This is a genomic window from Sinorhizobium chiapasense, from assembly GCF_036488675.1.
Lineage (GTDB): Bacteria > Pseudomonadota > Alphaproteobacteria > Rhizobiales > Rhizobiaceae > Sinorhizobium > Sinorhizobium chiapasense.
Genome location: NZ_CP133148.1, coordinates 2655259 through 2668680, shown reverse-complemented (window position 1 = coordinate 2668680; position 13422 = coordinate 2655259). Strand labels below are relative to the sequence as shown.

9 protein-coding genes are annotated in these 13422 nt (G+C 63.4%); 1 reads left to right on the top strand and 8 read right to left on the bottom strand.

The genetic code is table 11. The features are described from left to right. Positions 1-256 precede the first annotated feature (256 nt). Both RB548_RS12905 and RB548_RS12900 read right to left on the bottom strand, forming a co-directional pair. A complete protein-coding gene (locus RB548_RS12905) occupies positions 257-2254 on the bottom strand; it encodes a CocE/NonD family hydrolase (RefSeq protein ID WP_331371697.1) in 1998 nt (665 codons plus the stop codon). A gap of 82 nt (positions 2255-2336) precedes the next feature. Beyond that, positions 2337-3926: an ABC transporter substrate-binding protein gene (locus RB548_RS12900; protein WP_331371696.1), complete on the bottom strand. Its 1590-nt coding sequence runs from the start codon at positions 3924-3926 to the stop codon at positions 2337-2339. 127 nt (positions 3927-4053) lie between these two features. On the opposite strand from RB548_RS12900, the gene RB548_RS12895 reads away from it, so the two are divergent. Further along, the gene (locus tag RB548_RS12895; protein WP_331371695.1) at positions 4054-4848 is read left to right on the top strand and encodes a helix-turn-helix domain-containing protein; all 795 of its coding nucleotides are present in this window, start codon (positions 4054-4056) and stop codon (positions 4846-4848) included. 88 nt (positions 4849-4936) lie between these two features. Here the strand turns inward: RB548_RS12895 and RB548_RS12890 are convergent, their stop codons facing one another. The 6 genes from RB548_RS12890 to RB548_RS12865 form a co-directional block, all read right to left on the bottom strand. Beyond that, the gene (locus tag RB548_RS12890; RefSeq protein WP_331371694.1) at positions 4937-6568 is read right to left on the bottom strand and encodes an ABC transporter ATP-binding protein; all 1632 of its coding nucleotides are present in this window, start codon (positions 6566-6568) and stop codon (positions 4937-4939) included. After that, positions 6561-7388, bottom strand: a complete 828-nt coding sequence (locus tag RB548_RS12885; RefSeq protein ID WP_331371693.1) for an ABC transporter permease — start codon at positions 7386-7388, stop codon at positions 6561-6563. Before RB548_RS12885 ends, RB548_RS12890 begins: the two co-directional genes overlap by 8 nt. Then, positions 7385-8488, bottom strand: a complete 1104-nt coding sequence (locus tag RB548_RS12880) for an ABC transporter permease (protein ID WP_331371692.1) — start codon at positions 8486-8488, stop codon at positions 7385-7387. The genes RB548_RS12885 and RB548_RS12880 overlap by 4 nt, the downstream gene beginning before the upstream one ends. Beyond that, a complete protein-coding gene (locus RB548_RS12875; protein ID WP_331371691.1) occupies positions 8488-10077 on the bottom strand; it encodes an ABC transporter substrate-binding protein in 1590 nt (529 codons plus the stop codon). Before RB548_RS12875 ends, RB548_RS12880 begins: the two co-directional genes overlap by 1 nt. Positions 10078-10406: 329 nt before the next feature. Continuing rightward, positions 10407-11189: a carnitinyl-CoA dehydratase gene (locus RB548_RS12870; RefSeq protein ID WP_331371690.1), complete on the bottom strand. Its 783-nt coding sequence runs from the start codon at positions 11187-11189 to the stop codon at positions 10407-10409. 5 nt (positions 11190-11194) lie between these two features. Then, complete coding sequence (locus RB548_RS12865; protein WP_331371689.1) at positions 11195-13258, bottom strand: acetate--CoA ligase family protein; 2064 nt, start codon at positions 13256-13258, stop codon at positions 11195-11197. Positions 13259-13422: the final 164 nt, after the last annotated feature.

The window sequence follows — 13422 nt, the reverse complement described above, 5'->3', positions numbered from 1 at the left end:
CTAGCCCTCTCCCCGCGAAGACGGGGAGAGGGGACGCCGTCGCAGTTGACGCATCATCAGTTTCGCCATCGACGCTGGTTCGCTCCATCTGCCACCGCATGTTTCCTTTCAACGTGCTACAGCGTCCTTTGCGCGCCTGAAAAGTCGCGCGGCTTTGTCTTCGGGAGGGGGACCGAGCGGGCTCCGCGAGTCCCTTCTCCCCGCTTGCGGGGAGAAGGTGGCCGGCAGGCCGGATGAGGGGGGTCCGCTCCCCTATTCACATGAAATCCCGCCTGAACCGCTTCTCGAAGGCCTTCTCGAAGATCTTCCGCTCGCCCTCGAAAGCCTCGAGTTTTGCCGAGGTGATCCACTCCGCCTCCGTGCAGGCCAGGTGTGAGGTCGAGACTGTCTTGACGACCTGATCGCCGCGCTGCGCAACGCAGGTCCATGTAGAAAGGCCCGTCATGGAATGCGGATCGTCAGGTGCAATGGACCAGGTTTCGTCGCGGATATCGCGTGTCGCGTTGCCGGTATCAGGGTGCTCATGAAGACCCGTGTCCTCGTAGATCCGGTAGTGCGTCACGCCTTTCGTCATGTCGCGCTCGACGGTGCGGCGCGTCTCTCCCGGCGAGTGCTCGATGTAATGCGGCAAGGGATCGGGATTCGCCGGTTTCGGCACGACGATTTCGCGATGATTACCGAGGAGTGGCAGCGACAGCGACAAGCTGGCCGTGTCGATCGTCAGGCCGGGATCGGTTGGCGGTGGCAGGATCATTGGCCAGTAGGATGTCGACAATGACAGGCGGATGCGGTGGCCGGCGCGGAAGCGATAACCACAGGCGTCGAGCGTCAGCGTGACGCGCGTCCTGCGGTTCTTCTCCATCGGCTGCGGCGTTGCATTGCCGTTCCGGTGGGCGAGATTGAGCACGCCGAAGGCGACGCGCGTTGCGGTGCCGTCGGGATGAACGTCGACGAGGCGCGCAACGAGGTTCGCGGTTTCGGCGCTGCAGGACACGCCGAGACGGAGGACCGGCTGTCCGAGATAATCCTGCGCTTCAAGCAGCGGGTGTGTTTCGAAGGTGAGCGATCCGGCGTCGTCGATGCGCTGATCGCCCGCCATTTCGGCGTCCGGCTTCAGCGTGAAATATTCGCCGGCGGCCGTGCCGGTATCGAGCGGCGAGCGGAGATAAATGTCGCCGACACCCTTCGCCGCCGAGGCTCCCGCGGTCAGGCTGCCGTCGCCGGCGATGGCAAACTCGCACATTTCCGGCGCCGTCCAAACGTCCTTGGCGATCCATCGCCCCGGGTCTTCGTTTCGCCTGAGCGCAGGTCTCGGCCCGTCGAGGATATAGGCGCGCATCTGCGGCAGCTGTTCCGCGTCGTTTTTCTCGTCCCTGAGCCAGCGGTTCCACCAGCGGATCGCCTCGCTGTGGAAATCCGCGCGCGGCTTCGGCCAGGCGAAATGCGGATATTTGTGCACCCAGGGCCCGATCAAAGCCTTGGCCTTGCCACCGAGTCCCTCGACAGCCTTGATCGGGGTGTTGCGATAGCCGTCGGCCCACCCCGCGATCACCAGCGCGGGAATCGGAAAGCCCTCGAAGTCCTCGCAAATCGATCCGTGGCGCCAGAAATCGTCGCGGCGCTGGTGCTCGAGCCATTCCTCCAGGAAGAAGGGTTCGTTTTCGAGCCGCTCAAGCCACATTTCCTTCCAGCGCTCGCCGACAAGTTCGGGATCTGGTGAGCGCGACTGATAGGCGAGCATGGTCGCCGCCCAGGAGAGCTGCGCCGAGAGGTGGCAGCCGTTCTTGTAGTGGATGTCGTCGTTGTAACGGTCGACGGTCGAGGCGATCGAGATGACGGCTTTCAGCGCCGGCGGCTTCAGGGCCGCGACCTGCAGGCAGTTGAAACCGCCCCAGGAGATGCCCATCATGCCGACCTTGCCGTTGGACCAGGGCTGCGACGCGATCCATTCGATGATCTCGCAGCCGTCGGAAAGCTCGCGCGGCGTATATTCGCCGTCGATCACGCCGTCGGATTCGCCCGAGCCGCGGATGTCGACGCGCACGCCGGCAATGCCGGCGGCTGCGAAGACCGGGTAGGTGGATTCGTCGCGAGCGCACGTGCCGTCGCGCTTGCGATAGGGTAGATATTCGAGTACGGCCGGCACCGGATTCTGCTCGGTGCCCTCGGGCATCCAGACGCGCGCGGCAAGCCGCGTCCCGTCCGTGAGCGTGATCCATTCGTTCTCGATGACGGAAAAGTTGCGATCGGCCATATTGCCTACCTCCCGATCCATGCCTGACTATTAGAGCGCGGGATGCGGGCGGAAAACCGCCCGCACTTTTCCCTGTTCCGCTTTAGCTGTCGAACCAGACGCGGCTTCCCACATAGCCGTTCGAAAGGTCGTTGCCGATGTCGTGCACAAAGCCCTTCAGCGAGGCGGAGGCGGCGTTCACGTAGTCGTTGAAGACGGGCAGGATCAGGCCGCCTTCGTCGCGCACCATAACCGCCATCGTACGATAGAGTTCCTTGCGTTTTGCCTCGTCAAGTTCGGAGCGTGCCTGCAACAAGAGCTTGTCGAAATCCTCGCGCTTGAAGCGCGTGTCGTTCCATTCCGCGCTCGAGAGGTAGGAGGTAGAGTAGCGGGAATCCTGTGTCGGGCGCCCACCCCAATAGGAGGCGGAGAATGGCTGGACGTTCCAGACATTGGTCCAATAGCCGTCCTCCGGTTCGCGTCTGATTTCCAGTTCGATGCCAGCCTTGCGGGCGCTTTCCTGGAAGAGAACCGCCGCGTCGACGGCGCCTGGGAAGGCGGCATCGGAGGTGCGCAGCAGGATCGGTCTGTCATGACCGGATTTCTTGTAATGGAAGGCCGCCTTGTCCGGATCGTAGACGCGCTGCTCGATGCCCGTCGGCGCGAGCGCGTAGTTTTCGTTGACCGGATAGTCGTTGCCGAGCTTGCCGTAGCCGCCGACGGCGCGATCCAGAATGGCCTGCCGATCGATCGCGTATTTCAGCGCCAGCCTGAGATCGTTGTTGTCGAAGGGCGCCGTGTTGCAATGCATCAGGAAGCTGTAGAAGCCCTTGCCTGGCGTCTGAAGGATCTGGACGCGAGGGGCGCGCTTGAGAAGCGATACGGTCTTGGGGTCGACGTTGTTGATGAAATGCACCTGGCCCGAGGAAAGGGCCGCGATTCGCGCGGAGTTATCGTTCATGACGATGATCTCGACGCTGTCGACAAAGCCGCGATCCGAGCGCCAGTCGGCGGCGTTCTTCTCGAAGGTCGCGCGGATGCCGGCCTCATAGTTTACGAGCTTGTACGGTCCCGTTCCGATCGTGGAGGCAGGATCTTCGACACCACCGCCAGGCTGGATGATCAGGTGGTAATCGGTGAGCAGCAGCGGCAAGTCCGCATTGCCTTCCGTGAGCGTCAGAACGAGATCGCCGGCCTTTTCTTCGATCGTCTTGATCGACCGCATCAGGCCGAGCGCGCCCGACTTGGAGCCCTCGTCGGAGTGTCGCTTCAATGTCGCGACGACGTCGGCGACCGTCAGCTTGTTGCCGTCATGGAAGGCGATGTCGTTGCGGATCTTGAAGGTCCAGACCGAAGCACCCGCGGATGGCTCCCAGGACGAGGCGATCGAGGGCAGAGGCGCGCCAGTCACCGGATCGGATTCGACGAGCTTGTCGCCCCAGAGATGGCCGATCACGAAGGAGACGGAGCCGGTATAGGCGGCTGGATCGAGGGAATCCGTTGTCGCGCCGCCTTTGAGTCCGAGCTTCAGGTGGCCGCCGCGTTTAGGTTCCTGTGCCTGGGCCTTGCCCGGCAGCATGGTGCCACCGAGGCCGGCGCCGAAACCCAGCGCTGCCGTGCCTGCGAGAAAGCCGCGGCGGTTGATGCCAGTCGGGGCGATAAGGCCGTCGGGACGCTTCGTGAATTCCGTCATTTCCGGGTTCCCTTTGTGTGTTGTTTGACGAAAACCTAGCGCCTACCTGACGCGACACAATTTCGCGACTTGACGCTGATTGACGCTAGTTTACGCTGCCTGAAGGCAAAGAATTCAGGAGCCTGATGTGCAGCAGGACGATACGTTCACCACTAATTTGCGTTTCGCCTGCGCGACCCGGCGTTCGATCTCGCAGATCTGCCGCGAAATCGGCATCAACCGCCAGCAGTTCAACCGCTACATCAACGGCGAGGCGCGGCCGTCGCCGCACAATGTCGCGCGGATCGCGACGTTCTTCGGGCTTTCGACGCAGGATTTTTCGCTTTCGCCGAAATTGTTCGAGGCGCGGATGACGCGTCCCGACCGCGATCGCTCCGAAGCGAGATTGCTGTTCGAAGGCTTTCCTGGCGATATCTCGGCCCTCAGGCGACACCTGGGCTACTACCAGACCTATCACACTTCGCCGTCCTGGCCGGGCCTCGTTGTCTGCTCCTGCACGCGGATATACGAGGAGAGCGGCTCCGTCCGCGTGAAATCGATCGAGCGCATCCGCGATGCCGCAAACGAAATCCGGCAGTTCTCAAAATATGTCGGGCTCGCAACCTTCTGGCGAAACCGCATCTTCATCACGGAACGCAGCGTCGGTCGGGCGCCGATGCTTTCGCAAACGATCCTGATGCCGTTCGAATTGCATCAGCGCGTCTACCTCCGGGGCACGACCATGGGCGTTTCCTGGCGCAAGGAAAACCAGCCCTACGCATCGCGCATGATCTGGCGTCATATCGGACAGGAGCCGGATATCCGTCAGATGCTGGGGCGTTGCGGCGTGCTCGCCTTCGGATCTCGGCAATTGCCCTCGACAGTCAGGAGCTTTCTCGAGACGCCGGCGGCCGAGGTGCTGACGGTGCCGACCGACTATTGAGCCGGCCGGCAGGGAGGAAGAGCGGTCTTCGGCCTGCGGACAGAGCCTGTATGGGCCCCCTCTCCCCGCGGCAGGGAGAGGCGCTCGATCAATTGCCGGCGCTCTCCATGCGCCGCGTCTTCAGCACCTTTTCCAGCCAGCCGATTTCCATCTCCGGCACCGACTTCAAGAGCAGGTCGGTATAGTCGTCGAAGGGTGGCGAGAGCACCTTCGACTTCGGCCCGAAGCGCACCAGGCGACCGCGGTGCATGACCGCGACGCTGTCGGCAATGGCTCGGACGATGGCAATGTCGTGGGTGATAAAGACATAGGAAACAGCGGTTTCCTCCTGAAGCCTGAGAAGCAGATTCAGGATGCCTTCGGCCACCAACGGGTCGAGCGCCGAGGTCGGCTCGTCGCAGAGGATGAGTTCCGGCCTGGCGGCGAGCGCCCGGGCGATAGCGACGCGCTGCTTCTGGCCACCGGAAAGCTCGGCCGGGTAGCGGTCGAGGAAACGTGGTCCCATCTCGATCTGGTCGAGCAATTCCCTGACCCGCTCGGTCTTCTGGGCGCCGTGCATGCCGAAGTAGAAGGAGAGCGGTCGGCCGATGATATTGCGCACCGTCTGGCGCGGGTTCATTGCCGTATCCGCCATCTGGTAGATCATCTGGATGCGGCGCAACTCGTCATTCGTCCGGCCCTTCAAAGCTTTCGGCAGCTCCTTGCCTTCGAAGGTGATCCGGCCCTCGCTCGGCGGCAAGAGTCCGGTGATAACGCGGGCGAGCGTCGATTTGCCGGAGCCGGACTCTCCGACGATTGCCAGCGTCTGGCCCTTCGGCAGATGCATCGATACGTCGTGCAGTACCTTGAAGCCATTGGCATAGCCGGCATGGATGCCCTCGATCTTTAGGAGCGCGCCCGACTGGTCGGTCGCCTCGTCGCGTTTCGTCTGGCGGACGCTGACGAGGGCTCGGGTATAGTCTTCCGCCGGTGCCTCGATCACCTGCTTGGTCGTGCCGTATTCGACGGTCTTGCCATGGCGCAACACCATGATGTCGTCGGACACCTGCGCCACCACAGCGAGATCGTGGGTGATGTAGAGCGCCGCCGTATGCGTTTCCTCGATCGCGTGCTTGATCGCCGCAAGCACGTCGATCTGGGTGGTGACGTCAAGCGCGGTCGTCGGTTCATCAAAGACGATCAGTTGCGGGTTGGGGCAGAGCGCCATGGCGGTCATGGCGCGCTGCAACTGGCCGCCCGAAACCTGGTGGGGGAAGCGGTCGCCGAAGGCTTCCGGATTGGGGAGGCCAAGTACCCGGAAGAGATAAAGTGCACGTTTCTCGGCCTCATCCCGCGTCATGATGCCGTGCCGGAGCGAGGCCTCGATGACCTGGTCGCCGAGCTTGTGGGCCGGGTTGAAGGCAGCCGCCGCGGATTGCGCCACATAGCAGACCTGGGCGCCGCGCACCGAGTTGATCCCGGAACGGTCGAGCTTCAGGATGTCGCGGCCATTGAGCAGCACCTCGCCGCCGATGATGCGGCAGCCGCCGCGGCCATAGGCCAGTGCCGAGAGGCCGATCGTTGACTTGCCGGCGCCCGACTCGCCGATGAGACCGAGCACCTTGCCTTTCTGCAAGTCGAAAGAAACGCCTTCGACCAGGGTCACGACCTTGGGCGGTTCGCCCGGCGGATAGCTTGTCGCCTCGATCTTCAGGTTTTTGACGGAAAGAAGCTCAGGCATCGCCGCGCCCTCCTTTCAGGCTCGAGGTCCGCTTCATCAGCCAGTCGACGACGAGGTTGACACAGATGGCGAGTGTCGCGATCGCCGCACCCGGCACGAGCGCCGCCGAAATGCCGAAGATGATGCCGTCCTTGTTGTCCTTGACCATGCCGCCCCAGTCGGCGGCCGGCGGCTGAATACCGAGGCCGAGGAAGGAGAGGGTGGAGAGGAACAGGATCGAGAACGCAAAGCGCAGGCCGAATTCGGCCAAGAGAGGCGACAGCGTGTTCGGCAAGATCTCGCGGAAGATGATCCAGAGCGAGCCTTCGCCCCGCAGCCGGGCCGCCTCGACGAACTCCATCACCGCCACGTCGAGCGCGACGGCACGGCCGATGCGGAACACGCGGGTGGAATCGAGCACCGCCATCACCAGGATCAGGATCCAGAGATGCTGCGGCAACACCGCGAGCACGACGAGAGCGAAGATCAGCGTCGGAATCGCCATCATCAGATCGTTGAAGCGCGAGAAGAGCTGGTCAACGAAACCGCCCATGACCGCGGCGGCAAAACTCAGGATCATGCCGAGCGCGAAGGAGAGCACGGTTGCCGCCAGCGCGACGAGGATGGTGGTGCGGGCGCCATAGATCAGGCGCGAGAGCAGGTCGCGCCCGAGATTGTCGGTGCCGAGCAGGAAGTCGCCGCCGGCCGGAAGCCAGATATCGCCGACGACATCCCGCTCGCCATAGGGCGCGATCACCGGGGCGAAAATCGCGCAGAGAATGGCGATCGCGATGCCCGCGATGCCGACCCAAGCGCTCAAGGGGATAGATCTCAGGTTCATCGCGGGTGCCTCAGTCGCGGGTTGGCGAGAATGGCGAGAATGTCTGCCGCCATGTTGAGGAAGATGTAGAAGGCCGCAAAGATCAGGCCGCAGGCCTGGACGACCGGCATGTCACGCACGGTCACCGCATCCACCATGTATTGCCCCATCCCCGGATAGACGAAGACCACTTCGACAACGACGACGCCGACGACGAGATAGGCCAGGTTCAGCGCGATGACATTGATGACCGGGGCCACGGCGTTGGGGGCGGCGTGGCGGGCGATGATGCGGAACGTGCTGAGCCCCTTGAGTTCGGCGGTCTCGACATAGGCCGACGACATGACGTTGAGGATCGCCGCCCGCGTCATGCGCATCATATGGGCAAGAACGACGAGGACGAGGGTCGCGACCGGAAGCGCGATCGCCGAAAGCCGTTCGGTGAAGCTCATGCTGGCATAGACCGTGGCCGGGAAGGTGGCGACGCCCCATTGGACGGCGAAGAACATGATGAGCAGATAGCCGATGAAGAATTCCGGCAGCGAGATCGCCGCAAGCGATATCACGTTGATGATCTTGTCCGGCATTCGGTTGCGGAACTGCACCGCCAGCATGCCGAGCCCGACGGCGAGCGGCACGGAGATGAGCGCGGCGAAAAACGCGAGGAAGAGCGAATTGCCGAGCCGATTGCCGATCTGCTCGCTGACCGAGTTCTTGCTGGCCCAGGAGGTGCCGAAATCACCCTGGACGGCGCCGCCGAGCCAGTTGAGGTAGCGTTCGCTCCAGGGGCGATCGAGGCCGAGGTCCTTGCGGATGTTTTCGACCGCCTGCGGTGTCGCCGACTGGCCGAGATAGGTGGTGGCGAAATCGCCGGGCAAGGCTTCGATGCCGCCGAAGATCATCAGCGACACGGCGAAAAGCAAGCCAACGCTCAAGCCGAGGCGCTGAAGGATCAGCGCCGCGAGAGGACGGCGAAAGACGAAACGCCGCCAGAAGGTGCCACCGATCTCGCCGGTGGGATTGGGTTTTGCTGGTACTCCGGAAAGGTCGGCAGACCGCGGGGGCTCACCCGCGGTCCCATCCGTCGGAACCGGACCAGTCATTGGTCCGCTTTCCATCATCAGGCGTCCAGCCACACGCGCGTTGCGACATAGCCGTTCGACATGTCGTTGCCGATGTCGTGCACGTAACCCTTTACCTGCTTGGTCGCGGCGTTCACAAAGTCGTTGAACATCGGCAAGATCAGGCCGCCCTCGTCACGCACCATCATTGCCATGGTGCGGTACATGTCCTTGCGCTTGGCCTCGTCGAGCTCGGAGCGGGCTTCGAGCAGGAGCTTGTCGAAATCCGGACGCTGGAAGCGGGTGTCGTTCCAGTCGGCGTTCGAGAGGTAGGCGGTCGAATACATCTGGTCCTGGGTCGGACGGCCGCCCCAGTAGGAGGTCGAGAAGGGCTGCACGTTCCAGACGTTGGTCCAGTAACCGTCGCCCGGCTCGCGCTTGACCTCGATCTCGATGCCGGCCTTCTTGGCGCTCTCCTGATAGAGAACAGCGGCATCAACGGCGCCCGGGAACGCGACATCGGACGTACGCAGCAGGACTGGGCCGCTATGTCCGGATTTCTTGTAGTGGAAGGCGGCCTTGTCGGGATCATAGGCGCGCTGCTCGATCCCTTCCGGGAAGAGTGCGTAGGTGTCGTTAATCGGGAAGTCGTTGCCGACCTTGCCGTAGCCGCCGAGGATGCGCTGGACCATGGTCTCGCGATCCATCGCGAATTTCAGCGCCATGCGCAGATCGTTGTTGTCGAACGGCGCGGTGTTGCAATGCATGATGAAGACGTAATGGCCACGACCCGACGTGTTGAGAATCTCAACGGTGGGTGCCCGTTTCAGAAGGGCGACCGTCTTCGGATCGACGCGGTTGATGTAGTGTACCTGACCGGAGGAAAGCGCCGCGATACGCGCGGTCGCGTCATTCATGGCGATCAGCTCGATCGAGTCCACATAGCCTCGATCCGTCCGCCAGTCGTCGGCATTCTTTTCGAAAGTGGCGCGCACGCCGGGTTCGAAGCTCGCCACCTTGTACGGACCGGTGCCGATCATCGCGTCCGGGTTGTCGAGGCCGCCGTTCGGCTGAATGATGAGGTGATAGTCGGAAAGCAGCAGCGGCAGATCGGCGTTGCCTTCGGTGAGCGTCAGCACCAGCTTGTCGCCATCCGCCTTGATGCCCGTGATCGACTTCATCACGCCGAGCGCGCCCGATTCCGACTTGTCGTCGGTGTGGCGCTGCAGGGTCTTGATCACGTCGTCGACCGTCAGTTCCTTGCCGTCATGGAACTTGACGCCCTTGCGGATCGTGAAGGTCCAGGTAGCGGCATCAGCAGACGGCTCCCAGGATTCGGCGAGTGCCGGAACTGGCGCACCGGTCGTCGGATGGCTCTCGACAAGCATGTCGCCCCAGTTGCGGCCGACGACAAACATGAATTGCGAGAGAGCCTTTGCCGGATCCCTCGAGTCGGTCGCAGCTGCGCCTTCGAGGCCGAGCTTCAGGTGCCCGCCGCGCTTCGGCTCCTGCGCCGCGGCACTCGTTGCAAAAAGCGTGCCGGCGGTCGAAGCGGCGATGCCGAAAGCGGCCGCGCGTCCGAGAAACTCACGCCGGTTCATTTTGCCCAGCATGACCTGTCGTGTCAGATAGTCTTTGTAATCGCTCATTCCCCTGTTCCCTTCTTACGTCGGCATTCGCCGTTTGTTGTGATTGGTAGAGACTGTTGCGTATCACCATCGTCTGAAATGGTTTCAAAGCTTGCGTGATGTCGTCTGTTTTCTCCTTCCCTTGCGATCTGCGGTGGCGATACAGCTGTTCCGATCCATAAGGCTAGTCGTTCGAAGCAGGCTTGTAACGTCCTAAATTGTAAATCTTTTCCATAAGCCGAGCCTATGGATGAGCGGTATTCCCGCATGCGCCGGTGCTCGCGGCATGCCACGTCGAATGCCGGTTCTCGCCGGCTGGAAATCACACGGCCATCGGCGGCCGTATCGTCTCAGCGCCCCTTCCAGACGGGATGGCGCTTCTCGGCGAAGGCACGTGCTCCTTCGAACTGGTCCTCGCTCGAATAGAGGATGTCGACCGTCTTGAACTGCCGGCGGGTGATCTTGTTCATCGTCGTCTGGAAGTCGCGGCCTTCCGCCTCGCGCACCACTTCCTTGATTGCGGCGTAGACGAGCGGCGGTCCGCTTTCGAGCAGGCGCGCAAGCTCCCAGGCGCGTTCCATCAGGCGATTAGCCGGCAGGATCTCGTTGACGAAGCCCCAGCGGTTCGCCTCGGTGACGTCGAGCCAGCGTCCGGTCAACAGCATGTCCATGGCGATGTGGTAGGGGATGCGCTTCGGCAATTTGATCGAAGCGGCATCGGCGACGGTTCCGGACCGGATTTCCGGCAGCGCGAAGGTCGCATGTTCGGCAGCAAGGATGATGTCGGTCGAAAGCGCGATCTCCAGACCGCCGCCGCAGCAGATGCCGTTGACGGCGGCGATGATCGGCTTGTTGAGATCGCGCAGTTCCTGGATGCCGCCGAAACCGCCGACGCCGTAGTCGCCGTCGACGGCGTCACCGTCAGCGGCGGCCTTGAGGTCCCAGCCGGGGCAGAAGAATTTTTCGCCCGCGCCGGTGACGATCGCCACCCGCAATACGGGGTCGTCGCGGAATTCGCGGAAGATTTCGCCCATGACCCGGCTGGTCTTCAGGTCGATGGCGTTCGCCTTCGGCCGGTCGATCGTGACTTCGAGAATGCCGTCTTCGCGGCGGGTGAGGATCGGTCCGGTCATGGGCGTCATTTCCTCCGGCGGATCAGGGCGTCAGCGGCGATAGCTCCTTGGCCTTCCGGTAACACCATAACAGGATTGATATCGAGTTCGTCGAGCATTGAAGCGTTTGAAACGACATAGGATGCCGCTGCGGCGACAGTTCTGGTCAGCGCCGCGACATCGCCCTTCGGGCCGCCGCGATAGCCGTCCAGCAGTTTTCTGATCTTGAGGCTGTCGACGGCCTCCGAAATCGCCCTTTCGGTGGTCGGAAGCGTCAGGATCGCGGAATCATCCAGCAATTCCACGAGGATTCCGCCCGCGCCGATGGTGAGCACCGGGCCGGCAACGGGATCGCGCATCGCCCCGATGATGAGTTCCGCCACGGGTCTGGCGACCATCCTTTCCACAAGATAACCCGAAGCGACCGCGGCCATCGCTTCTGCCGCGGCGTAGACCTCGTCGCGGCTGGCGAGGTTGAGCTTGACCGCGCCGGCTTCGGTCTTGTGGGCGACGCCGAGGCCTTTGAGCACCACGGGGAAGCCGAGGGCTTCGGCTGTATCAGCCGCTTCCTCGGCCGTGGCGGCCGTTTTGCCCCGAGGCACTTCGACGCCGGATTCGAGGAGTTCGACCTTGGCTTCTGCCTCGGTCAGCGTGACGGCATCGCCTGCTTCGGCCCGGACCTTGAGGAGGGGCGGCGGGGCAGGTCTTGCCCAGGCGGCACCGATCTCAGCCGCAGTCTCCACAGCGGCGAGCGCTTCGTCGATGCCGAAGAAGGGAACGACACCCGCCGCCATCAGCGAAAGGGCGGTTTCTTCCGGCATGTTCTCGCCGAGACTTGCGACGATGCCCGCCGCGGCGCCGGTCACGCTTGCCGAGGCGATGACCGCCTCGCAGGTCGTCGCCCAATCGGTGGCGTCGCAGCGGTCTCGACGCGGGAAGTCGAGCACGATGAGGTTCAAGGCGTAGCCGCCCTTCATCATCGCGGTGAAGGCGGCCGTCTGCTTGTCACGATTGCCCCAGACGAAGGTGTGGTAATCGAGCGGATTGGCGATCGTCACCATCTCGCCGAGACTTTCCTTGAGAGGCTGGCGCTGCTCCTCGCGCAAAGCCCGGAAGTTGACCCTCCGCCGGACACCCGCATCCGCCATCAGCGAGGCCTCGCCGCCGGAGCAGCTCATCGAGGAAACGTCGGCGTTGGCAAGCGGCCCATGAAGATGCAGGAGCTTCAGCGTCTCGAGGAGTTCGGGCAGCGTGTTGACCCGGCCGATGCCGAGGCGGGCAAGCAGTGCCGAAGAAACGCGGTCGTTGCCGGCGAGCGAAGCGGTGTGGGAGACGGTCGCAAGTTGCGCGGCTTCCGACTTGCCGACCTTCAGCGTCACCACGGGCTTGCGCAGATCGCGGGCGCGGGTCGCCAGCCGCTCCAGCGCCTCGATGCTGTCGAAGCCCTCGATATGGAGGCCGACGGCAGTGACGCGTGGGTCTTCGAGCACGGCGCAGGCGATGTCGGAAAGCCCGGTCTGCGCCTGGTTGCCGGCGGTCATGATATAGGCGAGCGGCAGCCCGCGGGTCTGCATGGAGATGTTGCAGGCGATGTTGGAGGACTGCGTCAGGACCGCGACGCCGCGCTCGACGCGCAGCATGCCGTGCTGGTCCGGCCAGAGCAGGGCCCCGTCGAGCATGTTGATGAAGCCGTAGCAATTGGGCCCGACGATCGGCATGTCGCCGGCGGCGGCAACCAGCGCCTCCTGCATATCTTTGCCGTCGGCAAGCTCGCTTGCTGCTTCGCGGAAGCCCGAAGCATAGCAGACGGCGCCGCCGGCGCCGCATGCCGCGAGGTCGCGGATAATCTCGATCGTCAGTGCCCGGTTGACGCCGACAAAGGAGGCGTCGGGCGCATCCGGCAGGTCCGCCACCGAGCGGTAGCAACGGCGGCCGAGAATTTCATCTTCGCGCGGGTGGACCGGCCAAATCTCCCCGGCAAAGCCCATCTTGTCGCATTGTTCAATGACGCGTCGCGCCTCCTTGCCGCCGAAGACGGCGATGGAGCGCGGGCGGATGAGGCGGTCGAGGGAGCGGGGAGGGGTGGTCATTGTGCCGTGCACTCCCCCAACGCAGCGAGGTGATGCCCCTCATCCCGCTGCCGCGACCTTCTCCCCGTAGCTCGGGGAGAAGGGACCTGCCGCCCCCGCTTGCCAGGCCTCACCGACAGGAGAAGCGCGCGCAGCACGGCGTCCCCTCTCCCCGCATGCGGGGA